Below are 25,068 nucleotides of genomic sequence, written 5' to 3'. Positions count from 1 at the left end.
CGATACATTCCGCACCGGAAACCATCCGAAGCCCGAGCCTGGAGGCAACGCATGCGCCCGCACGTGGAGATCGTCGATGAGCGCGACCTCATCTGGCACGTCGCCGAGTTCCAGCACGCCACCGGCGACGCCGAGCAGCGCAACCTCAGCTACGACGAGGAGGACGGCTCGGCCTCGCTGAAGGTCCACTTCACCGGCGACTGGTCCCGCCCCGGCGGGGTGCACCACGCCGACACCGAGTGGTTCGTGCTGTCCGGGCAGGTGACCATCGGCGGCACCACGCTCGGCCCGCAGGGCTACTGGGCCGCGCCCAAGGGCGTGTGGACGCCGCCGCTGACCGCCACCGCCGGCACGCAGATCCTGCTGTTCCGCGAGTACGGGGACTGGCACTTCGACCTCACCGACGCCGACCGCGACACGGTGCGCCCCGACCAGCGGCTCGTGGTCCTCGACAGCGCGGCCATGCCGTGGATCGACGTCAAGGACGGCAGCCCGATGCGCTTCGACCTGGGCGGCACGCCGGTCCCCGGGCTGTACATCAAGCTGCTGCACCGCGACGAGCGGACCGGCTTCTACACCCGTCTCATCAAGGCCAAGCCCGGCTGGCGGGAGGTCCCGCTCGCGCACCACCCGTGCTCGGAGGAGGCGTACTGCCTCGACGGCGGGTTCGACTACAACTTCGGGCAGATGTGGCCCGGCACCTACTTCTGGCGCCCGCCGCTGATCCGCCACGGCGACTTCACCGCCGACGCGCAGACCGGCTGCACCTGGATCGTGCGCTCGGACTCCGACCTGGTCGACTGGTACACCGACAACGCCAGCGTGCAGATGCTCGGCGACGCCACGAACTGGGGCCCCGGCCACCCGCACAGCGCCGCGCCGCGCTTCATCGAGCCGGTCCGCTCCCGCAGCGCCGGCCGCTGGGCCGACCCCACCCGCCAGTGACCGGCGAAATAAGCAAAACTTAAGCCAAAAACCGTAATCGACCGGCCTGGAACGGCGCACCTGCACAGTGTTTCCGGGCCTGTTCGAAATCTTCCTTTACGTCTTGAATTAAGTATCGCGACCGAACCATACTTGCCTGCGCAAGAGCCCAGACAATTGCAGCGCACGGCAAGCAAAAGGAACGGCATGCGTACTGAACCACCAGAGTCCAACGGTCCGCCGCGGCGCACCAACCGGCGGGGGAGGGTGGCCGTCGGCGCCGCCGTCGCCCTCGCGCTCGGCGCCACCGGCACCTACATCGCCACCGCCAGCGCCGAGGAGGTGACCGCCCCGGCCACCCGACTGGAGGCGGAGTCCTTCTCGGCACAGTCCGGGGCGCAGACGGAGAACACCGCCGACACCGGCGGCGGCAAGAACGTCGGCTGGCTGCGTGACGGCGACTGGCTGCAGTTCGACGACGTCACCATCGGCGGGCCCGACCTCACCGCCCGCATCGCCGCGCAGCACCGCGCCGGCGGCTCGATCGAGCTGCACCTCGGCAGCCCGACCGGCACCCTGCTGGCCACGTTCCCGGTCGCGTACACCGGCGGCTGGCAGCGGTGGACCACGGTCACCGCGACGGCGAGCACCGTCCCCACCGGCCGGCAGACCCTCGTCGCCGTGATGCGCAGCGCCCAGCCGGCCGACTTCGTCAACATCAACTACCTGACCCTCGGCCCGGCGTCGCGCCCACCGGCGACCGCGACCGTCGCACCCCCGGCCAGCAGCGCCCCGGCACCCACCGCGGCGCCGTCGTCCCAGGCCGGCGGCGCCGCCGGCTGGGTCCCGGTCGACGAGGCCGCCTGGCAGCGGGAGCTGGCCGCGTTCAACGCGATCAAGCAGCTGCCGGTGCCGGCGGGCACCACCAGGGTCGCGGAGTTCCACACCGACTGCGCGGTGGCCAACGAGGCCAAGGACGACCCGATCGTGCTGCCGGGCCTGGCCGGCGCCTCACACATGCACACCTTCTTCGGCCCCACCGTCGACGCCGCGACCAGGCCCGCGGACCTGTTCAACCGGCCGACGAACTGCAACGCCCCCGGCGACAACAGCGCCTACTGGGTGCCGCAGCTGACCCGCGACGGGCAGCCGGTGAAGCTCAAGAGCTTCCGGGTGTACTACGGCTCGCGGCTGGCCGACCCGTCGGTCACCGTGCCCTTCCCGCCCGGCCTGGTCATGGTCCACGGCGACGCGAAACGCCAGGTCGCCACCCCGAAGGGCGCCGGCGGGCAGTTCTGGTGCGCCGGCAGCGCCGAGACCGGCCGAAGCGCCGACGGCAACTGGCCCGTCTGCGCACCCGGCGGCAACCTCATCTTCCAGCTGGTCTTCCAGGACTGCTGGGACGGCAAGCACATCGACTCGCCGGACCACAAGTCGCACATGGGGCCCGCCCAGAACGGCAGGTGCACCGGCCAGTACCCGGTGGCCGTGCCCAACCTGTCGTTCATGGTCAACTACGAGTCGCTCGGCGGCAACGGCCTGGCCTTGTCCTCCGGCATGGCCTCCTCCATGCACGGCGACTTCGTCAACGCCTGGAAGCCGGAGAAGCTCGGCCCGCTGGTGAAGATCTGCCTCGACGCCAAGGCCAAGTGCGGCATCGAGCCGACGTTCGCCGGCGGCTGACCCGAACGCTCATAACGAAACCGACAGCCCCGCCTGCCAGGCGGGGCCGTCGGCATTTCCGTCGCATTGTCCGTCACGTGCGCGGCAATGGCCGATAACGCTTTTTCGAGATTCGTCGGCATGCTCACAAGCGGTGTCGCGGCACCACCGCGATTCCTACATTCGGACACTGTGCGAACGGCAGCGAGATTCGTCGCGGCGGCCAGCCTGGTGGTCGTCACCGCGCTGTGGCTGGCCGGCCGGGACGCGGCCCCGCAGGGCGTCGCCGCGGCCGGCCGGCTGGCCGGGCTGTGGTCCGCGGACCTGCTGCTGCTCCAGGTCGTGCTCATGGCCCGCATCCCGTGGCTGGAGCACACGTACGGCCGCGACACCCTGGCCCGCTGGCACCGCTGGACCGGGCACGCGTCGCTGCACCTGCTCCTCGCGCACGTCGGGCTCGCCCTCGCCGCCCGTCCCGCCCCGACCTGGTGGCCGCTGCTCACCGGGGACCTGAGCATGATCGTCGCGGTGCTCGGCCTGGCCGCCCTGATCCTCGTCGTCGGCACGTCCGTCCGGTCGGTGCGGCGGCGGCTGCGGTACGAGTCGTGGCACCTGCTGCACCTGTACGCGTACCTCGGCGTCGCCCTAGCGCTACCGCACGAGCTGGTCCTCGGCAGCGACTTGCAGTCAACGGCGGCGCGGGTGTACTGGTGGGGCGCCTACCTGCTCGCCGCCGGCGCGACCGTGCTGTTCCGGCTCGGCCTGCCCGTGTGGCGCACCCTGCGACACCGCCTCGCCGTCGACAAGGTCGTGCCCGAGGCGCCCGGCCTGGTCTCGGTGTACCTGACCGGCCGCCGGCTCGACCGGCTGCCGGCCCGCGCCGGGCAGTACTTCGTGTGGCGGTTCCTCGACGGGCGCGGCGCCCTGCGCGGCAACCCGTTCTCGCTGTCCGGCCCGCCGCGCGCCGACCGGCTGCGCATCACCGTGAAGACCGTCGGCGACGGCACCGCCCGCGTCGCCGCGCTGCGCGCCGGCACCCGGGTCCTCATCGAGGGGCCGTACGGGCGGATGACCGCCGACACGTACTCCGGCGGGCCCGTCACCATGCTCGCCTGCGGCGTCGGCGTCACCCCGCTGCTGGCGCTGCTGTGGGACCTGCCCTACGGCCACGCCAAGGCCACCCTCGTCTACCGCACCCGCCACCCCGCCGACGTCGCGTTCCTGCCCGAGCTGGAGTGGCTCGCCCGGCGGCGCGGGGTGCGCCTCGTGCCGCTCGTCGGTCCGCGCGCCGCACCGGGGTCCTGGCTGCCCGCCGGCTACGCCGACTACACCGACACCGAGGCGCTGCGCTCGCTCGCCCCGGACCTCGCCGAGCACGACGTGTACGTGTGCGGCCCCGACGCGTGGACCGACGCCGTGCTGCGCGCCGCCCGGGCGCTCGGCGTGCCGCCCGCGCGGCTGCACCGCGAACGGTTCGCCTGGTGACCGGCCCGGTGCAAAACGGCCCGAGAATAGTACGCCGCCAATGTGTCGTGGTCAGCACCATTGGTGGTCGACTATGACGCTTGGCGACCCCAAATTCAGCCGTTAGTGTGCAGGACAGTGGAGCGTGCCAACGGGGAGGACGCATGGGCCGCATCGGCTTCGGGGTGCTCATGTTCCCGATCCACCGCCCCACCCACAATCCGACCCTGCAGCTGGAAGGCGACCTCGACCTCGCCGTGCTCTGCGACCGGCTCGGCTTCGACGAGTTCTGGTTCGGCGAGCACCACTCCGGCGGCTGGCAGATCATCGGCGCGCCCGAGCTGATGATCGCCGCCGCGGCGCAGCGCACCAGCCGCATCCGGCTCGGCACCGGCGTCAGCACCCTGTCCTACCACCACCCGCTGACCCTGCTCGACCGCATCATCCAGCTCGACCACCTGACCCGCGGCCGGCTCGTCTTCGGCGTCGGCGCCGGCGCCCTCGCGCTGGACGCCACGATGATCGGCCACGACCCGATGCAGGCGCGGCGGATGATGGAGGAGTCCCTCGAGGTCATCACCGAGCTGCTGCGCTTCGACGGGCCGGTCACCCGCCGCACCGACTGGTTCGAGCTGCGCGACGCGTACCTGCACCTCGCCCCGTATCAGGAACGGCTCGACGTCCGGGTCGCCGTCTTCCGCTCCCCGTCCGGGCCGCGGCTCGCCGGCCGGTTCGGCGCCGGCATGCTGTCCTTCGGCGCGTCCGCCGCGCTGGGCCTCGGCTCGAAGCACCCGTTGACCACCGCGTGGCAGATGGCCGCCGCGCAGGCCAAGGCGGGCGTCGAGCATTCCCGCGAACGCGCCGCCCTGCGCATCCCCCAGCAGCGGCCGCCCGCGCACGACACGGCCCCGCCGGAGCGGCGCGCAGCGCCGGCTGTGCCCGTACAGGCGCCGCCGGACGAACACGCGGCACAGCCCGCGCCGGCCGGGCCCGCCGTCGCGGAGGCCGATCCGCGATGACCAGCGCCGCGCTCGCCCAGGTGTTCCTCAGCCTCGCCGTCGTCGTCGGGCTGGCCCGCCTCGGCGCGGTGCTCTTCGAGCGGCTCGGCCAGCCCGGCGTCGTCGGCGAGATCGTCGCCGGCATCGCCGCCGGACCGTCGCTGCTCGGCGCCGCCGCCCCCGGCGTCATGGACACCCTCATCCCGAAGTCGGTGCTGCCGTCGCTGCAGGTCGTCGCGCAGCTCGGCCTCATCGTCTTCATGCTCGTCGTCGGCGCCGAGGTCGAGACCATCGTCGCCGGGCGCAACGCGCGGCTCATCGGCACCGTCGCGGTCAGCGCCGCCGTGATCCCGTTCGGCCTCGGTGTGCTGCTCGCCGCCGGCATCTGGCCGCTGTACCGCACCCCGCCCGGCCTGATCGCGTTCCTGCTGTTCATCGGCACCGCCCTCGCCGTGACCGCGTTCCCGGTGCTGGCCCGCATCGTGCGCGACCGCGGCTTGGCCGGCACCACGATGGGCACCGTCGCGCTGGCCTGCGCCGCGTTCATCGACCTGGCCGCGTGGAGCGTGCTGTCGGTCGTCGTGTCGATCGCCGGCAAGGGCGGGCACGGCTGGACCCCGCTGCCGCTCGCCGTCGCGTTCGTGCTGGTGATGCTGTTCGCCGTCCGGCCGCTGCTGGCGTGGGCGCAGCGCAGCGGCCGGCTCGACCGCGCCTCACCGCAGGCGCTGCTGGTGCTCGTGCTCGTCGGTGCCGCGCTGAGCGCCTGGTACACCGAGACGATCGGGCTGCACAGCATCTTCGGGCCGTTCGTGCTCGGGTTGGCGCTGCCCCGGCACCGGCCGACCATCGAGCTCATCACCACCCGCCTCGCCGACACCAGCAGCGCGCTGCTGCTGCCGGCGTTCTTCGTCATCGCCGGCATGGGCGTCGACGTGCCGGGCCTCGACCCGGTCGACCTGCTGGTGCTGCTCGGCACCGTGGTCGCCGCGGCCGCCGGGAAGATCCTCGCCACGGCGCTGCCGGCCCGGCTGTGCGGCCTCGGCGCCCACGACAGCTGGACGCTCGGCGTGCTGCTCAACACCCGCGGCCTCACCGAGCTGGTGGTGCTCAGCGTCGGGCTGTCCCTCGGGCTGCTGCACCCGCACCTGTACACGATCCTCGTCGTCACGGCGGTGCTGACCACCGTGGCGACCGGGCCGCTGCTGGCCCTGCTCGACTCCCGCGGCGCGGCGGCCGCGGACCCCCGACCGCGAGAGGACGCACACGATGACGCACGTTGAGGTGATGGTGCTGGGCAGCGGCATCGGCGGCAGCACCGTCGCGGCCATCCTCGCCCGGCAGGGCGTGTCCGTCGGCATCGTCGACGCCGCCCGGCACCCGCGGTTCGCGCTGGGGGAGTCGACGATCGGCGAGACGTCGTTCCTGCTGCGGCTGCTCGCCGCCCGCTACGACGTGCCCGAGCTGGCCCAGGTGTCCACCAGCGGCGGCATCCGCGAGCACGCGAGCCGCCGGTGCGGGGTCAAGACCAACTTCGGGTTCGTCTACCACCGCCCCGGCGTCGAGCACGACCCGTACGAGGTCACCCAGTGCTCCGTCTCCGAGGGACCGTTCGGACCCGAGTCGCACCTGATGCGCGCCGACATCGACCAGTACCTGTTCGAGGCGGCGGTGCGCTACGGCGCGACCGCCCGCGAGGGCGTCCGGGTCCGCGCGATCGACATCACCGACGCCGGCGCCACCGTCGAGCTCGACAACGGCGAGGTGTTCACCGCCGACTACGTCGTCGACGCCACCGGCCGCACCTCCGTCCTCGCCGACCGGTACGGGCTGCGCGACGAGCCGTGCCGGTTCAGGACCGACTCCCGGACCATCTTCACCCACATGCGCGGCGTCACCCCGTACGACGCGGTCGAGGAGTCCAGCGGCCAACCGAACCCGTGGCACCAGGGCACCCTGCACCACCTGTTCGACGGCGGCTGGCTGTGGGTCATCCCGTTCGACAACCACGACGCGTCGGAGTCCGACCTCGTCAGCGTCGGGCTCAGCCTGGACACCAGGCGCTTCCCGAAGCGGGACGGGGTCACCCCCGAGCAGGAATGGGCGGACTTCCTGTCCCGCTACCCGACCATCGCCCGCCAGTTCGCCGGCGCCACGTCCGCGTTCCGCTGGATCTCCACCGGCCGCACCCAGTTCTCCTCCCGGCAGACCGTCGGCGACCGCTGGATCCTCATGAGCCACGCCGCCGGCGCGATCGACGCGCTGTTCAGCCGCGGCATGGCCAACACGATGGCGGTCATCGAGGCGTTCGTGCCCCGGTTGCTCGCCGCGCGCAAGGACCGCGACTTCACCGCCGCCCGGTTCGCGTACCTGGAGACGCTCAACCAGCGCATCCTGGAGAACAACGACAAGCTCATCGCCGGGTCCTACATCGCCTTCCGCGACTTCGACCTGTGGCGGGCCTGGTCGAAGATGTGGTACCTGGCGTGGAATTTCGGCGTCATCCGCATCGCCGGCACCTACTACCGCTACCTGGAGACCGGCGACGAGCGGGTGCTGGACCGCCTGCACGGCGGGGCACTACCGGGCTCGTTCTGCCCCGACCTGCCCGCGGCCCAGGTGCAGTTCGACGCCTGCTTCGACGTCATGACGCAGGTCGAGCGCGGCGAGCTCGACCCGGCCGAGGCGGTGACCCGGCTGGCGTACCTGCTCGGCGACGGCGAGGCGTCCCCGGAGCCGCTCAACCTGCACGACGTGCTGCGCCGCTGGCACGACGGGTCGGCGGAGACCCAGCGGCTCATCCACCAGTGGGGCCGCACCGTGGGGCCGGCGCCGCTGCGGCAGTTCTTCGAGTACGACCGGGCCACCATCCCGATCGCCGCGCAGCGGGTGCTGAGCGCCTGACCCGTTCAGTGCAGGAGGCGCCCGGCGATCGCGTCGACGATCGCCGGGTCCTCGGTCCACACCGGGTCGCCCGGGCGCGGGTCGTGGAACACGACGTCGGTGAAGCCGAGCGCCGCGTACCGGCCGACGAAGTCCTCGAACGCCGCGACGCTGGCCAGGGGCCGCTCCGCCGTGTTGCCGACCAGGTAGATCCGCTGCAGTGTCGCCGGGTCGCGGCCGAGCTCGGCGCAGCGCTCGTCGAGGATCGCGGCCTGCCGGCGCACCGCGGCCTCGATCGCGGCCGGTGACTGGTCCGCGGCGTCCGGCTCGCCGAAGGTGATCCACGCGTCGGCGAACCGCGCGGTGAGCGCGAGCGTCTTCGGCCCGGCCGCCGCGAGCGCCAGCGGCAGCCGCGGCCGCTGCACGCAGCCGGGCAGCATCCGGGCGTCGTCGACGACGTAGTGCTCGCCGCGGTGCGAGTACGCCGGCTCGCGCAGCAGCCCGTCGAGCACCTCGACGAACTCGGCGAGCCGCGCGGCCCGCTGCCGCGGCGTGCGCACCGCCTCACCCAGCACGGTCGCGTCGAAGCCGGTGCCGCCCGCGCCGACGCCGAGGGTGAGCCGCCCGCCGCTGACGTGGTCGAGGGTCATCGCCTCCTTCGCCAGCGACACCGGGTGCCGGAACGTCGGCGACGTCACCATCGTGCCGAGCCGCACCCGGTCGGTCACCCCGGCGAGGCCGGTCAGCCAGGGGATCGCCGCGTGCCACGGTTGCTCCCGGTACCGCCGCCACGACAGGTGGTCGTACGTCCACAGGTGCGCGTAGCCGAGCGCCTCGAGGTGCCGCGCCCGGGCCACCGTCTGCGGCCACGGGTCGGTCGGGAGCAGCAGCACGCCGATACGCATCCCGGAATCCTAGGTGCCGCGGCGACCGGCGGGTCCGCCGGTCGCCGCGCGCAACCGTCGCGCGGCGACCCGTGGTCGAAACGGGGACGGGGTGGAAGGTCTGTGAGCCACCCGCTCTGCCTGGCCGGAGCCTCCTCCGGCTCTCTGAGCTACCGCCGCGTCCGCCCAGCTTCGCCGATCCCGGCACCGCCCGCAACCCCGTTCACGCCTGGCCGGAGAAGATCCCGGCGCGACGCAGCACCGTGGCCAGCAGCGGCGAGGCGACGGCGACGCCGTGGACGAGGTCCGGCGCCGGCTCGGGCAGCTCGGTCAGGTCCTGCCGGAACGGCTGCGTCCAGCCGGACCGTTCGGGGTCCACGCCGTGCCGCTCGCACGCGTCGCGGACCAGGTCGGCGGGGCACTCGTCGTCGCCGAGCACGACGTCCCACGGCAGCGGCAGGTCGGCCCACACGCGCACGTCGACGTGCTGGTCGTGGCCCTCCCGGGCGTGCCAGGCGGCGACGTCCGCGGCGACGAGCGCGGGCACCTTGCCCGGGCAGGACGCCTCCGCCAGGTCGTCGTAGCCGAGGCCGCGGGTCAGGTTCAGCCAGCCGGTGCGGGCCTGGTTGAACGCGCGCGACGCGGCGTTCCACGTCGAGGAGTCGTCGCCCGCGCGCACGATCATGTGCCGCGGGTCGCGGCCCGGCTCGTACGAGGCGCGCAACGCCCGCGCGCACGCTGCCATCTGTTCGTAGTACCGGCCGAGCAGCGCGCCGCACTCGGCATCGCTGAGCAGGTCGAGGACCCGCCACCGGGTGAGCACCGCGGCGAGCACCGCCGGGCGGCAGGTCGGCGCGGCCAGCGCACCCTCCAGCAGCGCCTCGCCGAGGCTGTCCATCGGCCGGGTCTGCCGGCCGGAGGTGAACCGGGTCCGCAGGTTCAGCCGGGCCACGTAGTACGCGGTGAACGCGGCCGTCGCCGGGCACGCCACGAAGTCCTCCGCGGACACCAGGTGGGCGAGGCGGGCCTTGCCGAACGCCACCGCCGCCTCCCGGTCGCGCTCCGCGGCGAGGACCTCGGTGCGCTGCTGCAGGTGCAGCACGGCCCGCACGGCCCGGCGGTACGCGCGCACCGGCACCCCCGGCAGCCGCTCCCGCCGCGTCGCCGCGTCCATCCGGGCGCGGGCGTCGACGTGGCCGCCGCGGTCGCCGCGCGCGCCGGCCGGCTTCGGCAGCCGGTGATACGTCGTGCCGTTCCAGGTGCCGACGGGGACGGGCCGTCGCCGCGTGGTGGGGCGGGCCGCCGGCGGCGGGTCACCCGGCAGGCCCAGCACGCCGGTCGCCCAGCCCAGCCAGGTCCGCAACGCGGCCGGGTCCGACGGGTCGGCGTGCGGGGCGGGTGACGCGGTGACGGCGGCCATCGCGGTGCCGGCCGCGGCGTACGCGCGGGTCAGGCCGGGGTGGTGCCGCCACACCGACGGCATCGACCAGGCCGTCGGATCCGTCGCGCCCTGCCAGGCGTTGCGGCGGCGCATCAGGCCGTACAGGTCGCGGGCGCCGACGGCGCTCAGCCACCGCTCCGCCCGCAGCGCCACGAGGTCCACCGCGACGTCCTGCGGGGAGCGGCGTTCGCGCAGCCCGCGGTGCAGCCGTCGGAGGATCTCCTCGTCGGTGCGTTCGTCGGCCATCCGGCACCCCGTCCCGGTCGGCCCGCCGGTCCCGCGTGTCAGCGGCCGCCCGGGCGCCGACCGTACGGTCAGCCGCACAGTATGCGGCCGCCGGTGCGCGGCGGTACACCGGATTTCGCGGCCCTCAGCGGTGCCCGGCGCCCTTGAGCGGTGCCCGGCGCCCTTGAGCGGTGCTCGCCGCCCTTAGCGGTGCTCGCCTCGCAGGGTGGCGAGCTTCTTCGCCTCGAACTCCTCGGCGGTCAGTACCCCGGACGCCTTCAGCTCGGCGAGCTGCTGGATGAGGGCGAGCCGGTCGGCGGCGGTCGCCGGGTCGTGCTTGAGCCGGTCGAACTCGGCGCGGGTGAGGGCGCCCATGCTGCGCAGCCGGTGCAGGCGCTTCAGGTGCGGGTCACCGGCGGCAGTCGCGGGTTTGCGTCCGGTGGAACGCCCACGCGAGCGGGGGTCGCCGCGGCGGGCACGGACCAGCTGCACGATTCCGGTGACACCGAACGCCAGCCCCATCGGGATGAACACGGCGGCGACCACGTACAGGCCGGCCTTCGCGCCGGGCTCGATCGGCGAAGTGAGCACCTTGACCAGCAGCGCGACCCCGCCGCCGGTGAACCCGGCGGTCCACACGACCTGGCCGGTGCCGGGCTTCACCAGGCCCTCCTCGCTGAGGAACAGGCCGACCATCCAGATCACGAACCCGACCGGCAGCAGCAGCGACCACAGCGTGGTGCCTTCCGGGCACTGCCGCGCGATGACGGACGGGCCGCCCGACGCGCACGTGCCGATGTCCAGCAGCCGGTTCAGCCCGGCGCCGGCGACGACGATGCCGGTGAACCCCAGCAGCAGGCTCGCCCCTGCCCGCATGGTCAGTCGCATCCGCACAGCGTGGCACCGGCGTCGATGCGGCCGTGTCCGGAAACCGACTCACCCCAGCGGCTTGGTGCACAGCACATCGGGGCACGGCAGATAGCCCAGTGCCTGCCAGAACGCCAGCCCGGCCGCGTTGTCCGGCAGCACGAGCAGGTTCACCCGCGGGCAGCCCAGCGCGGCGAGGCGGCGCTCGACCTCCCGCACGAGCCGCGTCGCGATCCCTTGCCGCCGGTGCCGCGGATCCACGGCCAGTCGCAGGATCCAGCCTCGGCGGCCGTCGTACGTGCCCATCACGACCCCGCTGAGCGTGCCGTGCGTCTCGGCCACCACGAACAGCTCCGGGTCGCGGGCCAGCTTCGCCTCCAGCTCCGCCCGGGGCACCACGTCGCGGGCGGCCGCGGCCCAGACGGCCACGACGGCGTCGTAGTCGGTCCACTCGAACTGCCGCAGGTGCGTCACGACGAGGCTGCCCGTTTCTGCGCGTACGGTTGAAACTGCGAAGGGGGTGGTCCCCATGATTGTCACCCAGGACTCGATGCGGGTGGCGGTGCCGCCGATGTCCGCCTACGAGCACCTCGTGCGGTTCAGCGAATACTCCCGGTTCATGTCCGGGGTCCTCGGCGTCACGCCGGTCCACGACACCGCGGCGCACCTCGCGTTCGACATCGGCGGTCGGCGGGTCGAGGTCGACGCCGTGCTCAACGACGTCGAGCCGGGCCGGTTCGTCCGCTGGGACAGCGACGCGCTGGTGGAGTCGTTCTGGCTGGAGCCGCTCGGCGAGGACGCCACCAACGTGGTCGCGGTCGTGCAACTGGACGACAGCATGGTGCAGCTGCTCGAGCGGCAGCCGGACGCGGCACTGCACGCCCGGCTGCACATGGACCTCAAGGGATTCAAACGGTTCTGCGAGGAGAGCACCGACCGTCAGTAGCGGTAGTGCTCCGGCTTGTACGGACCGGCCACGTCCACGCCGATGTACTCCGCCTGCTCCTTGCTCAGCTCGGTGAGCCGCACGCCGAGCGCCTCGAGGTGCAGCTTCGCCACCTTCTCGTCGAGGTGCTTCGGCAGGCGGTACACCTGACGCTCGTAGGCGTCCGGCTTCGTGAACAGCTCGATCTGCGCGATCGTCTGGTTGGTGAAGCTGTTGGACATCACGAAGCTCGGGTGCCCGGTCGCGTTGCCGAGGTTGAGCAGCCGGCCCTCGGACAGCACGATGATCGCGTGGCCGTCGGGGAACGTCCACTCGTGCACCTGCGGCTTGATCTCGTTCTTCACGATGCCGGGGACCCGGGCCAGACCCGCCATGTCGATCTCGTTGTCGAAGTGGCCGACGTTGCCGACGATCGCGTTGTGCTTCATCCTGGCCAGGTCGGCGGCCATGATGATGTCCTTGTTGCCGGTCGTCGTGATGAACAGGTCGGCCGTCTCCACCACGTCGCCGAGGCGCACCACGGGCAGCCCGTGCATCGCCGCCTGCAGCGCGCAGATCGGGTCGATCTCGGTGACGACGACCCGGGCGCCCATGCCGCGCAGCGCCTCCGCCGCGCCCTTGCCCACGTCGCCGTAGCCGCAGACGACCGCCAGCTTCCCGGCGAGCATCACGTCCGTGGCCCGGTTGATGCCGTCCAGCAGCGAATGCCGGATGCCGTACGTGTTGTCGAACTTCGACTTGGTCACCGAGTCGTTCACGTTGATCGCCGGGAACAGCAGCTCACCGGCCTCGGCCAGCTTGTAGAGCCGCTTGACGCCGTTGGTGGTCTCCTCGGTGACGCCCCGGATGCCGGCGGCCAGCTTCGTGAACCGCCGGGCGTCCTTGGCGAGGCTGTCGCCGAGGGTACCGAGGACGAGCGCGTACTCCTCGGAGTCGGCGTCCGTGGGCTGCGGGACCCGCCCCGCGGCCTCGAACTCGACGCCCTTGTGCACCAGCAGCGTGGCGTCGCCGCCGTCGTCGACGATCATGTTCGGGCCCAGCCCGTCGCCGAAGTCGAACAGCTGGTCCGTGCACCACCAGTACTCGGCGAGGGTCTCGCCCTTCCACGCGAACACCGACGTGCCCTTCGGCGCCTCGACGGTGCCGTCGGGGCCGACGACCACCGCGGCGGCGGCCTCGTCCTGGGTGGAGAAGATGTTGCAGGAGACCCAGCGGACCTGCGCGCCGAGCGCGACCAGGGTCTCGATGAGCACCGCCGTCTGCACCGTCATGTGCAGCGAACCGGCGATCCGCGCGCCCCGCAGCGGCTGCGCGTCGGCGAACTCCCGGCGCGTCGCCATCAGGCCCGGCATCTCGTGCTCGGCGAGGCGGATCTGGGTGCGGCCGGCGGCCGCGAGGGAGAGATCGGCAACGGCGAACTCGATCCCGTTGCGCGTCTGCAGATACTTGTGCATAGCCTGAGGTCACCTCCCGGTGACAGGAGGCGCCCTTGGGTCAAGGGTAGTCATCGACCGAGCGTGGCGAACCCTGACGGGCCCGTCGCAGCGCCTCTCGGCCGTGACCGCGGCCTGCATCAGCCGCGATTGCCCTCGACGGTACCGGCTGGGTCTTTCGCTTCGCAACCCAGTGTGCGGTAAGCATCACGGAGCAGGTCGCCGACCTCGAACCGGCCGACGGTGAGCTCCAGCGCGTCGAGCTGGTCGAGGATCGCGTCGCTGCGCACGACCGTGCCGGGCAGCGGCTCCGGGGGCTTCGGCAGCCGCGGCCCGGCGGTCCAGAACCCGGCGGTCGGTTGCGCTTCGGTGCGCTCCGGTCGCGCCTCGGCGGCGATGTGGCTCAGTGCCGACACCCGGTGCCCGCGCAGCTGTTCGAGGAGCTCGTCGCGGCCCTTGCCGCGCCAGGCGAGGATGCCGAACGGGTCGTTGTCGAACGACTCGGCCAGCACGTAGCAGGCGGCGGTCAGGTGCCGGCACGGTTTCTGCCAGCCCGGGCAGTCGCAGTCCATCACCAGGTCCGCGAGGCTCTGCGGGAACAGTGACAGCCCGAACCCGCCGAGGATCCGGTCCAGGTCGTCGGGCAGCTGCCCGGCCAGCAGCTTCGCCGCGTGGATCGCCTCCTGCGCGAGGGCCCGCTCGATGCGTGACCAGTCCGCGGCGGAGAACGCCCGCGTCGCGATCCGGGACCGGTACGTCGCCCCGTCCTCGTCGAGCACCAGCGCGGTCACCACGCTGCTGGAGATGGTCAGCGACCGCACGTGCCCGGCGCGGGCGTAGCGGCGGCCGACGGAAAATGTCGTACCCATCCGCAAGGATTCCAGCATGGCGATGAACTGGTGGGACCACCTCGTGTCACGCATCGGTCGCCTCCGGCCGCAGCGTCATCAGGTCCAGCAGGTCGTCGGTCGACAGGCCGGTGAGCCACCCCTCGCCGCTGCCGACGGCGACCCCGGCGAGGGTGCGTTTCTCCGCCATCACCGCGTCGACGCGCTCCTCGATCGTGCCGACGCACACGAAGGTGTGCACCTGCACGTCCCGGCGCTGCCCGATGCGGAAGGCCCGGTCGGTCGCCTGCTGCTCGGTCGCCGGGTTCCACCACCGGTCCACGTGCACGACATGGTTCGCCGCGGTCAGATTCAGCCCCGTCCCGCCCGCCTTCAGCGACAGCAGCAGCACCCCCGGGCCGTCCCCGGACTGGAAACGCTGCACCATCGCGTCGCGGGCCCCCTTCGCCGTCCCCCCGTGCAGGAACTCGACCCCGGTGCCGAGCCGCGCCGCCAGGTAGGGCGTCAGCAGGTGGCCGAACTTGGCGAACTGGGTGAAGACCAGCGCCCGGTCGCCCGCGTCCAGCGCCGCGGCGAGGATCTCCTCCAGCCGCGCCAGCTTCCCCGACCGGCCCGCCAGCGGCGTGCCGTCACCCATCAGGTGCGCCGGATGGTTGCACACCTGCTTGAGCTTCGTCATCGCCGACAGCACCAGCCCCTTGCGCTGCTCACCGGCCCGCCCTTCGCGCAGCTTCACGAAGAGCTCGTCGACGACCGCCTTGTAGAGCGTCGCCTGTTCCAGGGTCAGGTTGCACCATTGCCGGCGCTCCAGCTTGTCCGGCAGGTCGGCGATGACGGCCCGGTCGGTCTTCACCCGCCGCAGCAGGAACGGGCGGGTGACCCGCCGCAGCCGGGCCGCCGCGTCGGCGTCGCCGTAGCGTTCGACCGGCACCGAGTAGCGGGCCCGGAAGATGCTCGCCGGCCCCAGGATGCCCGGGTTGAGGAAGTCCGCGATCGACCACAGCTCCGTCAGCCGGTTCTCCACCGGCGTGCCGGTCAGCGCCACCCGGTGCCGCGCCGGGATCCGCCGCACCGCCCTGGCCGCGGCGCTGGTGCTGTTCTTCACGTGCTGCGCCTCGTCGAGCACGATCCGGTCCCAGTCCCGCGCCGCGAGCCGGTCCGCGTCCCGGGTCGCGACCTGATAGGTGGTGAGGACCAGGTCGACGTCGTCGCGCAGCTGCCGCTCCGTGCCGTGGTGCACCGCGACCCGCAGCCCCGGGGTGAAGCGCCCGATCTCCCGCCGCCAGTTGCCCAGCACCGACAGCGGGCACACCACCAGCGTCGGCGGTCGCGGCCCGCGCTCGCGCAGCAGCGCCTCCAGCGCCAGCACCTGCACCGTCTTGCCCAGCCCCATGTCGTCGGCGAGCAGTGCCCCGACCCCGAGCCCGTCGAGGAAGGCCAGCCACGACAGGCCCTTGCGCTGGTAGGGCCGCAGCGTCGTGGCCAGCGACGCCGGCGCGTCCAGCAGCTCCAGGCGCTCCACCGCCCGCCCGGTCAGCAGGTCCGCGAGCCACCCGGTGCCGTCCACGCCGGTGACCGGCAGCGGCAGGTCACCCTCCGGCACCAGCCGCACCAGGCGCATCGCCTCACCGGCCGTCATGTGCCCCTGCCCGCCACGGGCGAGGAAGGCCAGGCCGGCCCGCAGCCGCTCCCGGTCCAGGTGCACCCACCTGCCCCGCAGCCGCACCAGCGGCACCTTCGCCCGGGCCAGCTCCTGCAGGTCCGCCTCGCTGAGGAACTCGTCACCGATCGCGAGCCCCCACCGGTAGCGCACGATCGCGTCCCGGTTGGCGGTCGTGTCCCGCAGCACCGGGCTCGCCGGCTGCACCGGGTGGGTCGTCAGCGTCAGCCCCAGATCCTGCCGCCGCTGCCACTGCGCCGGCAGCAGCACCCCGAAGCCCGCGTCGTGCAGCACCCCCGCGTGCCGCAGGAAGTCGTAGGCGCCGACCGTGTCCAGCCGCAGCTGCTCGGGCCGCGCCTGGTGCAGCGCCCCGTCCAGCTCCGCCCACAGCCGGCTGGCCCGCCCCAGGTCCTCCAGCAGCACGTCCTGCGGGTAGTCGACCCACCGGAAGAGCGGCGACGACGCGTCGCGCCACACGTCCCGCGCCGGCACCAGCAACCCGGGCTCGGCCACCGGCTGCAGGAGAAACTCCACCAGCCACCCTGACGTGTCCCGCCCGTCGTCCACGTGGCCCGGGCCGCGCTCGACCCGGGCGTCGCCCCGCCCGTGCCCGTGCCCATTCCCGGCGAGGTAAGGGTCTGCGGGCCCGTCCCCGTCCCCGGGGGTGTCGCTTTCCCCGCGGCGGAGGGAGGTGATGTGGCCCGCGGGCCCGTCCCCGTCCCCGGGGGTGTCGCTTTCCCGGCGGTGGGGAGCGGTGATGTGGCCTGCGGGCCGGTCCCCGTCCCCGAGGGTGTCGTTTCCGCCGCGGCGGGGGCCGGTGATGTGGCCTGCGGGCCCGTCTTCGGAGGCGTCCATTGCCCCGCGGCGGACGGCGGTGATGTGGCGGCCTGCGGGGCGGTGCGGGGTGATGTGGAGGTTCCGCCCGCCGTGCGCGGTGGTGTCGCGGGCGCCGCGGCCGTGCGCGGCGACCGCGTCGTCGGGCTCGTCGTCGAACTCCTCGACGAACGTCAGCCGGAAGCACAGCCGCACCGCTGAGGGCCGCCCGCTCGCCGCCCACCGCCTGACCGCGTCCCGGACCCGGCGCACGTCGGTGCTCTCCCGCACCGCCACCCCGACCCCGGCGCCTTCGTTCCGCCCCGCCCCGCCGCCGCCCGCTTTGCTGGTCGCGCCGCCGTCCACGGTCCCAGTCGCGTCGCCGTCCACGGTCGCGGTCCCGGTCGCAGTCCGGGTCGCGGTCCCCGCGGTGTTGGTTGCGGTGTTGGTTGCGGCGTTGGTCGCGTCAACGGCCGGGTGGCGGGATGCGTCGGCGGGCGCGTCGCTGGCGCGGTCCGGGGACGGGTCGCTGGCGCGGTGGTCGGTCGCGGCGGCGGTTACCGCATCGGGTCGGCGGCGGTTCTCCCGATCGCCATTGACGACGGCAGCGCCACCAGCAGCGGGCCGCTCGCGCAGGGTCGCGTCCGGGCCGGTGAGTGCCGCCAACCACGCGCGGACCGTACCGTCCTGGCGGATCTGCCCGTCGGCGACGATCGGCCGGTCGCCCAGCCGCGCCCGGACGAGCGCGTCGACCTGGTGGTCCAGCACCGCCCGGACGGCCTCCTCGGCGGTGAGGTCCCCGCCGGCGTACGCGACCCCCGGCATCGCCCGCCACAATGCCTCGAACGTCATCGCGTCGTCGCCCCACAGCACCGGACGCCAGCGGGCCTCGATCGGGTGGTCGAGGAGGTCGGGCAGCACCCGGCCGCGGCGCACCAGGTCGTCGGCGAACGTCACCAGATCCGTCAACGCCCCGATCGACGACCCGGCCCGCACCCCGCCCGCCGCCCTCACGCCCGTCCCCGCGTCCGCCGTGGCGGGCGCCGGCACGCCGGCGTTCGTCGTTCCGGAGGACTCCGCGGCGTCCCCGAGCGCGGCGTCCTCAACCAGGAGGTCGATGCCGGCGAGGAGCAGCGTCTCGAGGTCGGTGGCGGGGGGCACGTACACGATGGGCACGGTCCACAGCATCGTCCTGGTCGCGGCGGCAGGGCCGGCGGTCGCAGCGGCCAGCTCGGGGGACGGCGCCGGGCGTGAGCCGACCGTCGGCAGTGCCAGGTCCGCAGTCCCCACCTCGCCCGGCAGTGGGGGCAGCACGGCGAACGGGTGCGGCACCGCCCGCCGCGGCCGGCGCTGCACCCCGGACGCGGGGCCGGGCGTGGTCTCGGCCCAGCAGGCGAGCCGGCCCTCGGCGGTGATGACCCCGTGCACGACGTTCACCCGAAGACCCTACTGCCCGGCGGGGACGGCGGCCGGCACGCCGGGGTCAGTGGTGGTCGCGGCGCAGGGTGAGCCGGGAGGCGCGGGCCGACGGGGTGGCCTCGGTGCTGAACGACGACAGCAGCGTGCACGACAGCGGGGCGGCCGGGGCGGTGATCCGGTGGGCGGTCACGTGCGCGGAGTCCCAGTGGACGCGCGGCAGGTCGTCGCTCGGGCCGAAGCACGCGTCGAGCTCCGCCCGGGTCAGGGCCGGCTCGGTGAAGTGGATGACGACGGCGGACAGGCCGGCGTGGTTGTTCACGGACAGCTCCAGCCGGGCGGTGCCGGGCGGGCTGGGCTGCACGAAGAGCCGGCCGAACTCGTCCTGCGTCGGGGCGGGCAGGCCGAGCAGCGCGGCGACCTCGGCCGGGTGCTCGGTGGTGACCCCGCAGATCCGCTGCGCCCACGTCCACAGCAGGTCGGTGGTGATCGGCCGGGCGATCAGGTCGAGCAGGTGCGCCGGCACCGGCGGGCGGCGCCACACCGTGGGCCAGTCGTCGAGGTCGACCAGCTCGTCGCCGTCGACGATGAGCGTGTACAGCGGCTCCGCCGGGAAGTCGTTGACCCGGACGGTGAGCGTGCGGCCGTCGACCTGGGCGTGGTAGGGGAACTCGCCGTCGCCCGAGTGCTCCCACCGGATCGGGGTGGCGGTCAGGTCGCTCATGACACGAATCCCTCACAAGGGCCGACAGCTGGCGGGCGCGGGACGTACCGGACCCGGACAGCGTACGAGGTGTCTGCAAGCCCACACTTGAGCGCCGTCACAACCGGCCCCGCGACGCCTTGCCGGCGGCTACGGTCGCAGGTGCTATGCGTCGTCATCTCATGTGGGCGATCGGGCTCACCGCGTACATCATCGCCGTGTTCCACCGTTCTTCGCTCGGGGTCGCCGGGGTCGCCGCGGCGGACCGGTTCGGCGTCGGCACGTCGCTGCTGGCGATGCTGTCGGTGGCGCAGCTGGCCGTGTACGCCGGTATGCAGATCCCCGTCGGGGTGCTGCTGGACCGGTTCGGGTCGCGGCGGATGCTGGTCGGCGGTGGGTTGCTCATGGTGGTCGGGCAGCTGCTGTTCGCGTACGCCGGCGACATCGGCCCGGCGATCGCGGCGCGGGTGCTCATCGGGGTCGGCGACGCGATGACGTTCATCAGCGTGCTGCGGGTCGTGGCGATGTGGTATCCGCCGCGCCGCAATCCGTTGATGGTGCAGCTCACCGGGATGGTCGGGCAGCTCGGTGCGTTGTCGTCGGCGGTGCCGCTGGTGGTGCTGCTGCACGACGCGGGCTGGACCGCGACGTTCCTGGGCTCCGCGGCGCTCGGGGTCGCCGCGGTCGCGCTGGTGGCCGTCACGCTGAAGGACTCGCCGGAGCCGCGGCAGGCGAGACCGGCCAGGGCGCCCGACCTGGGGCTGAAGCGGTCGTGGGAGCACCCCGGCACCCGGCTCGGGTTGTGGACGCACTTCGTGGCGCAGTTCTCCGGCAGCGTGTTCGCGCTGCTGTGGGGCTACCCGTTCCTGACGCAGGGGGAGGGGCTGGCGCCGGCGACCGCGGCGCTGCTGCTGTCGCTGCTGACCGTCGGCGGCATCGTGCTGGGGCCGCTGATCGGACACTTCTGCGGGCGGTTGCCGTACCACCGCTCGACGCTGGTGCTCGGCATCGTGGCGAGCTCGGCGGCGGCGTGGGCGGTCGTGCTGCTGTGGCCGGGGCGCGCACCGGTCGCGGTGCTGACGGGCCTGATGGTGGTCCTGGCCGTGAACGGGCCCGGTTCGATGATCGGGTTCGACTACGCGCGGTCGTTCAATCCGGCGGCCCGCATCGGCGGGGCGACCGGCATCGTGAACGTCGGCGGGTTCGTCGCCTCGATCGTGGTGATCGTGGCGATCGGGGTGCTGCTGGACGTGCAGACGCCGGCCGGGGCCGCGCACCCGTCGCTGGGCGCGTTCAAGTGGGCGTTCGCGGTGCAGTACCTGCTGTGGGGGCTCGGCGCGGCGCAGGTGTGGCGCTACCGGCGCAGCACCCGCCGCAGCATGCCGCCGGAGCACCTCGCCGCGATCCGCCGCGGCGAGGCACTACCGGCCCTCGGCTGAGACGCGCCGGCGAGGCGCTGCCGGCCCTCGGCTGAGACCCGGCGAGGCGCTGCCGGCCCTGAGCCGAGACGCGGCGTCAGCGCGGAGGGGCGAGGGTCCGCCACAGGAACTCGAACGCCAGGGCCCACTTGAACGCCAGCTGCGCGTTGTCGGCTGCACCGCCGTGGCCGCCCTCGATGTTCTCGTAGTACGACACGTCGTGGCCGTGCTCGCGCAGCCGGGCGACCATCTTGCGGGCGTGCCCCGGGTGCACCCGGTCGTCGCGGGTCGACGTGGTGATGAGCGTCGGCGGGTACGGCACGCCGGACCGCACGTTCTGGTACGGGGAGAACAGCCGCAGGTAGGCCCAGTCGTCGGCGTCGTCGGGGTCGCCGTACTCGGCCATCCAGGACGCGCCGGCGAGCAGCAGGTGGTAGCGGCGCATGTCCAGCAGCGGCACCGCGCACACGATGGCGCCGAACAGGTCCGGGTAGCGGGTGAGCATGACGCCCATGAGCAGCCCGCCGTTGGACCCGCCCTCGATGCCGAGCTGGGCGCGGGTGGTGATGCCGCGCTCGACGAGGTCGGCGGCGACGGCGGAGAAGTCCTCGTAGGCGCGGGGGCGGTTCTCCCGCAGCGCGGAGCGGTGCCACTGGGGGCCGTACTCGCCGCCGCCGCGGATGTTGGCCACGACGTACGTGCCGCCACGGGCGAGCCAGCCGCGGCCGATGATGGAGTTGTACGACGGCACGCGGGAGACCTCGAAGCCGCCGTACCCGCTGAGCAGGGTGGGGCCGGGTCCGGCGGTCGGGTCGCCGACGACGAAGTAGGGCACCTGCGTGCCGTCGGCGGAGGTGGCGAAGAACTGCCGGGTGGTGAGCCCGTCGGCGGGGAAGTACGAGGGGCCCTGCTTGAGCACGGTGGGCGGGTCGCCGCCGAGGACGCCGTGGCGCAGCGTGGGCGGCAGGGTGAAGCCGCTGGACAGCAGCAGGTACTGCTCGTCGGTGTCGGCGTTGGTGTCCCAGACGTCGGTCTGGCCGAGCTCGGCGCCCAGGACGGTGCGCTGCCAGGCACCGTCGACGTGGCGCAGCAGCTCCAGGCGGCTCTGCACGTCGGCGAGCAGGACGAGGACGAGCCCGTCGCGGGTCCAGTCGCTGTAGGACAGCGAGGTGTGCGGGTCGGGGGTGAACAGGGTGGTCAGGTCGCGGCTGCCGGCGAGGAACGCGGCGAGGTCGACGATGAGCAGCGACCCGGCGGGGTGGGTGGCGCCGCCGACGCTCCAGTCGGTGCGGACCCGGATGAGCAGCCAGTCGCGGTGGACGTCGACGCCGGCGTCGTCGGGCACGTCGAGTTTGGTGAGGGTGCCGTCGGCGAGCAGGTGCCGTTCGGCGTGGAAGAAGTCCAGGGACCGGCGGATGAGGGCGCGTTCGCCGGCCGCGGACGGGTCGCTGGAGGCGCGGACGGACACGTCGTCGGCGGTGCCCTCGAAGACGACCGGCGCCTCGTGGACGGGGGTGCCGCGGCGCCACCGCCGGACCTGCCGCGGGTAGCCGGAGGACGTCATGGAGCCGGGACCGGTGTCGGTGCCGACGAAGATCTCGTCGATGGTGATCCAGCTGACGTCGCTCTTGGCCTCCGGCAGCGTGAACCCGTCGGCGACGAACTGCCCGGTGTCGAGGTCGAACTCGCGCACGACGGCGGCGTCGGCGCCGCCGCGGGACAGCGAGATGAGGGCGCGGTGGTCGCCGGCGAGGTCGCCGCGGCGCAGGTAGGTGGCGCCCTGCCAGACCCAGTTCTCGTCTTCGGCGGCGGCGAGCGCGTCGAGGTCCAGGACCGTCTCCCAGGCGGGTTCGGCGTTGCGGTAGTCCTCGAGCGTGGTGCGCCGCAGCAGGCCGCGCGGGTGGGTGGCGTCCTTCCACAGGTTGTAGACGCGTTCGCCGTGCCAGGCGATCGTGGGGATGCGGTCGTCGGCGTCCAGCACGGTGCGGATCTCGTCGCGCAGCTCGGCGAAGCGGGCGTCGCCGGTGAGCGCGGCGACGGTCTCGGCGTTGCGGTCCCGGACCCAGGCCATCGCGTCGGCGCCGTCGACCTCCTCCAGCCAGAGGTGGGCGTCCTCAGCGGTGATCGTGTCGGTCATCGGTTCAGTCTGCCGGAGCGGCGCCGGACAGTGCCACGCGGTCCGCCCAGGTGGCGGCGAAGGTCGCGGGGTCGACGGCCCGGCCCCACAGCCAGCCCTGCGCGAGCGGTACACCGAGCGCGATGAGGACGTCACGTTGGGCCGGGGTCTCGACACCCTCGGCGACGACGGTGAGGTGCAGGGCGCTGCTCATGGCGACGACGGCCCGCACGATCTCCTCGTCCTCCGCGCTGGTACCGAGGCCGTTGACGAACGACCGGTCGATCTTGACCCCGGTGACGGGGTGGCGGCGCAGGTAGCCGAGGGCGGAGAAGCCGGTGCCGAAGTCGTCGACGGAGATGCGGACGCCGAGCGCGCGCAGCTCCATGAGGACCCGTTCGGTGAGCCCGCTGCCCTCGACCATGACCGATTCGGTGATCTCCAGGACGAGGTTCGCCGCCGGTACGCCGGCCTGGCGCAGGGTGGCGCCGAGCCGTTCGGCGAATGCGGGGTCGCCGAGCTGCCGCGGTGACACGTTGACCGACATCCAGAAGTCGTCGTCGACGACGTGGTCGGCGCGCCAGCGGGCCAGCTGCTGCACGGACTCGCGCAGCACCCACGCGCCGAGGGCGGAGATGAGGTTGGAGTCCTCGGCGACGGCGATGAACATGTTGGGGCCGATCCAGCCGCGGACCGGGTGCTGCCACCGGCACAGCGCCTCGGCGCCGGCGGGTCGGCCGGAGTGCATCGCGACGATCGGCTGGTAGGCGATGCTGAGCTGTTCCTGGGCGACGGCGGCGCGCAGCGCGACCTCGATCTCGACGCGTTCCCGCACGGCGTCGCGCATCGAGGCGTCGAAGACGGTCCAGCGGTTGCGGCCGGCCGCCTTGGCCCGGTACATGGCGGTGTCGGCGTCGCGCATGAGGGCGTCGGCCTGCCCTTCCCGGTCGCCGGTGCGGTCGGTGCCCTTCGGGGCCTGCACGATGCCCATCGACGCGCCGACGACGACCTCGGCGGTGCCGCCGTCGGCGGTGACGACGGTGAGCGGCCGCTCGACGCACTCCATGATCCGCCGGGCGTTGGCCATCGCCTCCGGCTCGGTGCAGCACTGCACGACGACGAACTCGTCGCCGCCGACCCGGGCGACGGTCGCGGCGGGTGGCAGCGCGTGCCGCAGCCGGGCGCCGACGTCGGTGATGAGCTGGTCCCCGGCGGTGTGTCCCCATGAGTCGTTGACCAGCTTGAAGCCGTCGAGGTCGAGGTAGAACATCCACACGTTGACGGCCGGTCCGGTGCGGTCCCCGGCGAGGAGCCGCTCGACCATGATGCCGAGCATCCGGCGGTTGGGCAGGCCGGTGAGCGGGTCGTGGGTGGCCTGGTGCTCGAAGCGCCGCTGCGCGGCGGCGTGGCTGTGCACCGCGTCGGAGGCCCGCACGAGCAGCAGCGCGACGATCGCGGCGCCGCCGACGCCGAGCGCCCAGCGTTTGAACGGCGTGTCGGCGCCGAGGGCGACGGTCAGCACGAACGGGCCGGCGACCGCCGGGCCGATCAGCAGCATCCGCGGCAGCGACCAGGCCTGGATCGGCAGCGGGGTGGCCCGCGACAGCGCGCCGGCGGTCGGGTGCAGGGCGGCGGCCCCGCCGAGCGTGAACGCCAGCAGGAACGGCAGGTCCATCAGCCGCGGCCCGGTCACGTCGCCGTTGCGCCCGATGATCGCGTAGCCGAGGTCGCCGGCGAAGACCAGCACCATCATGGCGCCCATGAGCACGAACGCGGGCTGGCGCACCGCGGTGGTGAACGCCAGGTTGGCCACCAGCAGCACGGTGATCGTGTCCAGCAGCGGGTACAGCCCGGCGAGCAGGGTGACGACGAGCGGCCGGCCGGGGATCGACGCGGCCGGCAGCACGAACAGCAGGGTCGAGGCGAGCATCGCGCCGATGCACACGATGAGCCCGTCGAGCAGCGCGTGCCGGTCGATGCCCCACCGGCTCTGGAAGGTGACCAGGGAGGCGATGAAGCACCCGAACCCGCAGACGGTGAACGCGTCGCCGAGCTGCGCCACCGGCGCCGGCTGGTCGACGAGCAGCGCGCGGAGGATGATGCCGACGAGGAAGAACGACGAGGCGCCGGTCATCAGCCGCCACGGCCGGCGGGGCCGCACGTTGTGCAGGCGTGGACCGAACGCCCAGGCCAGCACGCACACACCGCCGATCACGGCGGAGGCCGGGCCGGCCGCCACGTCCAGGACGAACAGCGCGGTGCACGCCGCGCCGATCGCCAGGAGCGCCATCCAGAGCCGGTCGCGGCGCAGGGTCACCCGGCTACCTCCAGCTTGTCGTCGTGCGCATCCTATCGGCGCCGGTGCCGGCC

18 protein-coding genes are annotated in these 25,068 nt (G+C 73.4%); 8 read left to right on the top strand and 10 right to left on the bottom strand.

What is annotated here, in order from left to right; genetic code table 11:
- Positions 1-51 precede the first annotated feature (51 nt).
- The 6 genes from OP18_RS04170 to OP18_RS04145 all read left to right on the top strand — a co-directional run bounded on the left by OP18_RS04170 (position 52) and on the right by OP18_RS04145 (position 7,949).
- Positions 52-945: a DUF4437 domain-containing protein gene (locus tag OP18_RS04170; protein ID WP_033357363.1), complete on the top strand. Its 894-nt coding sequence runs from the start codon at positions 52-54 to the stop codon at positions 943-945.
- A 186-nt stretch (positions 946-1,131) separates the two neighbouring features.
- Positions 1,132-2,607 (top strand): DUF1996 domain-containing protein, encoded by a 1,476-nt coding sequence (locus OP18_RS04165; protein ID WP_033357362.1) that lies wholly within the window; start codon positions 1,132-1,134, stop codon positions 2,605-2,607.
- A gap of 171 nt (positions 2,608-2,778) precedes the next feature.
- Entirely contained in the window at positions 2,779-4,071 is a 1,293-nt protein-coding gene (locus OP18_RS04160) for a ferredoxin reductase family protein (RefSeq protein WP_245635252.1), read from the top strand.
- A 143-nt stretch (positions 4,072-4,214) separates the two neighbouring features.
- Positions 4,215-5,069, top strand: coding sequence for an LLM class flavin-dependent oxidoreductase (locus OP18_RS04155; RefSeq protein ID WP_052386210.1), 855 nt, complete (start codon positions 4,215-4,217; stop codon positions 5,067-5,069).
- On the top strand, positions 5,066-6,328 hold the full coding sequence (locus tag OP18_RS04150; RefSeq protein ID WP_052386209.1) for a cation:proton antiporter domain-containing protein: 1,263 nt from the start codon (positions 5,066-5,068) through the stop codon (positions 6,326-6,328). The genes OP18_RS04155 and OP18_RS04150 overlap by 4 nt, the downstream gene beginning before the upstream one ends.
- Positions 6,315-7,949 carry an NAD(P)/FAD-dependent oxidoreductase gene (locus OP18_RS04145; protein WP_052386208.1) on the top strand — a complete coding sequence of 545 codons (1,635 nt, stop codon included), beginning with the start codon at positions 6,315-6,317 and terminating at the stop codon, positions 7,947-7,949. Before OP18_RS04150 ends, OP18_RS04145 begins: the two co-directional genes overlap by 14 nt.
- Positions 7,950-7,954: 5 nt before the next feature.
- Here OP18_RS04145 and OP18_RS04140 read toward each other — a convergent pair whose 3' ends face one another.
- The 4 genes from OP18_RS04140 to OP18_RS04125 all read right to left on the bottom strand — a co-directional run bounded on the left by OP18_RS04140 (position 7,955) and on the right by OP18_RS04125 (position 11,819).
- Positions 7,955-8,833 carry an LLM class flavin-dependent oxidoreductase gene (locus tag OP18_RS04140; protein ID WP_033357360.1) on the bottom strand — a complete coding sequence of 293 codons (879 nt, stop codon included), beginning with the start codon at positions 8,831-8,833 and terminating at the stop codon, positions 7,955-7,957.
- Positions 8,834-9,035: 202 nt separating this feature from the next.
- Positions 9,036-10,499, bottom strand: a complete 1,464-nt coding sequence (locus tag OP18_RS52020; protein WP_052386207.1) for a hypothetical protein — start codon at positions 10,497-10,499, stop codon at positions 9,036-9,038.
- Between the two features lie 183 nt (positions 10,500-10,682).
- Complete coding sequence (locus OP18_RS04130; RefSeq protein ID WP_033357359.1) at positions 10,683-11,366, bottom strand: SHOCT domain-containing protein; 684 nt, start codon at positions 11,364-11,366, stop codon at positions 10,683-10,685.
- A 48-nt stretch (positions 11,367-11,414) separates the two neighbouring features.
- Entirely contained in the window at positions 11,415-11,819 is a 405-nt protein-coding gene (locus OP18_RS04125) for a GNAT family acetyltransferase (protein ID WP_052386206.1), read from the bottom strand.
- A 55-nt stretch (positions 11,820-11,874) separates the two neighbouring features.
- On the opposite strand from OP18_RS04125, the gene OP18_RS04120 reads away from it, so the two are divergent.
- Complete coding sequence (locus OP18_RS04120; protein WP_033357358.1) at positions 11,875-12,291, top strand: SRPBCC family protein; 417 nt, start codon at positions 11,875-11,877, stop codon at positions 12,289-12,291.
- Here OP18_RS04120 and ahcY read toward each other — a convergent pair.
- The 4 genes from ahcY to OP18_RS59490 form a co-directional block, all read right to left on the bottom strand.
- On the bottom strand, positions 12,285-13,745 hold the full coding sequence (gene ahcY, locus OP18_RS04115) for an adenosylhomocysteinase (protein ID WP_033357357.1): 1,461 nt from the start codon (positions 13,743-13,745) through the stop codon (positions 12,285-12,287). The genes OP18_RS04120 and ahcY overlap by 7 nt on opposite strands.
- Positions 13,746-13,864: 119 nt before the next feature.
- On the bottom strand, positions 13,865-14,647 hold the full coding sequence (locus OP18_RS04110; RefSeq protein WP_052386205.1) for an SWIM zinc finger family protein: 783 nt from the start codon (positions 14,645-14,647) through the stop codon (positions 13,865-13,867).
- Positions 14,640-18,482, bottom strand: a complete 3,843-nt coding sequence (locus OP18_RS61740) for an SNF2-related protein (protein ID WP_052386204.1) — start codon at positions 18,480-18,482, stop codon at positions 14,640-14,642. Before OP18_RS61740 ends, OP18_RS04110 begins: the two co-directional genes overlap by 8 nt.
- A gap of 46 nt (positions 18,483-18,528) precedes the next feature.
- The gene (locus OP18_RS59490; RefSeq protein ID WP_063745427.1) at positions 18,529-19,185 is read right to left on the bottom strand and encodes a hypothetical protein; all 657 of its coding nucleotides are present in this window, start codon (positions 19,183-19,185) and stop codon (positions 18,529-18,531) included.
- A gap of 146 nt (positions 19,186-19,331) precedes the next feature.
- Between OP18_RS59490 and OP18_RS04095 the strand changes: the two genes are divergently transcribed.
- Positions 19,332-20,603: an MFS transporter gene (locus OP18_RS04095; RefSeq protein WP_033357356.1), complete on the top strand. Its 1,272-nt coding sequence runs from the start codon at positions 19,332-19,334 to the stop codon at positions 20,601-20,603.
- A 76-nt stretch (positions 20,604-20,679) separates the two neighbouring features.
- On the opposite strand, the gene OP18_RS61735 is transcribed toward OP18_RS04095, so the two are convergent.
- Together OP18_RS61735 and OP18_RS04085 are read right to left on the bottom strand one after the other, a co-directional pair.
- On the bottom strand, positions 20,680-22,719 hold the full coding sequence (locus OP18_RS61735) for a prolyl oligopeptidase family serine peptidase (RefSeq protein ID WP_156089281.1): 2,040 nt from the start codon (positions 22,717-22,719) through the stop codon (positions 20,680-20,682).
- A gap of 4 nt (positions 22,720-22,723) precedes the next feature.
- Positions 22,724-25,015, bottom strand: coding sequence for a putative bifunctional diguanylate cyclase/phosphodiesterase (locus OP18_RS04085; protein WP_052386203.1), 2,292 nt, complete (start codon positions 25,013-25,015; stop codon positions 22,724-22,726).
- Positions 25,016-25,068: the final 53 nt, after the last annotated feature.

It is taken from the genome of Dactylosporangium aurantiacum (assembly GCF_000716715.1).
In the GTDB taxonomy this organism is placed as follows: Bacteria; Actinomycetota; Actinomycetes; order Mycobacteriales; family Micromonosporaceae; genus Dactylosporangium; species Dactylosporangium aurantiacum.
This window is presented reverse-complemented; position numbering and strand designations above follow the sequence as displayed.

Coding starts and splice junctions, on each gene's coding strand:
- ahcY (WP_033357357.1), bottom strand. CDS start 13,745: ATGCACAAGTATCTGCAGACGCGCAACGGGATCGAGTTCGCCGTTGCC.
- OP18_RS04150 (WP_052386209.1), top strand. CDS start 5,066: ATGACCAGCGCCGCGCTCGCCCAGGTGTTCCTCAGCCTCGCCGTCGTC.
- OP18_RS04130 (WP_033357359.1), bottom strand. CDS start 11,366: ATGCGACTGACCATGCGGGCAGGGGCGAGCCTGCTGCTGGGGTTCACC.
- OP18_RS04170 (WP_033357363.1), top strand. CDS start 52: ATGCGCCCGCACGTGGAGATCGTCGATGAGCGCGACCTCATCTGGCAC.
- OP18_RS04095 (WP_033357356.1), top strand. CDS start 19,332: ATGCGTCGTCATCTCATGTGGGCGATCGGGCTCACCGCGTACATCATC.
- OP18_RS52020 (WP_052386207.1), bottom strand. CDS start 10,499: ATGGCCGACGAACGCACCGACGAGGAGATCCTCCGACGGCTGCACCGC.
- OP18_RS59490 (WP_063745427.1), bottom strand. CDS start 19,185: ATGAGCGACCTGACCGCCACCCCGATCCGGTGGGAGCACTCGGGCGAC.
- OP18_RS04165 (WP_033357362.1), top strand. CDS start 1,132: ATGCGTACTGAACCACCAGAGTCCAACGGTCCGCCGCGGCGCACCAAC.
- OP18_RS04145 (WP_052386208.1), top strand. CDS start 6,315: ATGACGCACGTTGAGGTGATGGTGCTGGGCAGCGGCATCGGCGGCAGC.
- OP18_RS04155 (WP_052386210.1), top strand. CDS start 4,215: ATGGGCCGCATCGGCTTCGGGGTGCTCATGTTCCCGATCCACCGCCCC.
- OP18_RS04140 (WP_033357360.1), bottom strand. CDS start 8,833: ATGCGTATCGGCGTGCTGCTGCTCCCGACCGACCCGTGGCCGCAGACG.
- OP18_RS04110 (WP_052386205.1), bottom strand. CDS start 14,647: ATGCGTGACACGAGGTGGTCCCACCAGTTCATCGCCATGCTGGAATCC.
- OP18_RS61735 (WP_156089281.1), bottom strand. CDS start 22,719: ATGACCGACACGATCACCGCTGAGGACGCCCACCTCTGGCTGGAGGAG.
- OP18_RS04120 (WP_033357358.1), top strand. CDS start 11,875: ATGATTGTCACCCAGGACTCGATGCGGGTGGCGGTGCCGCCGATGTCC.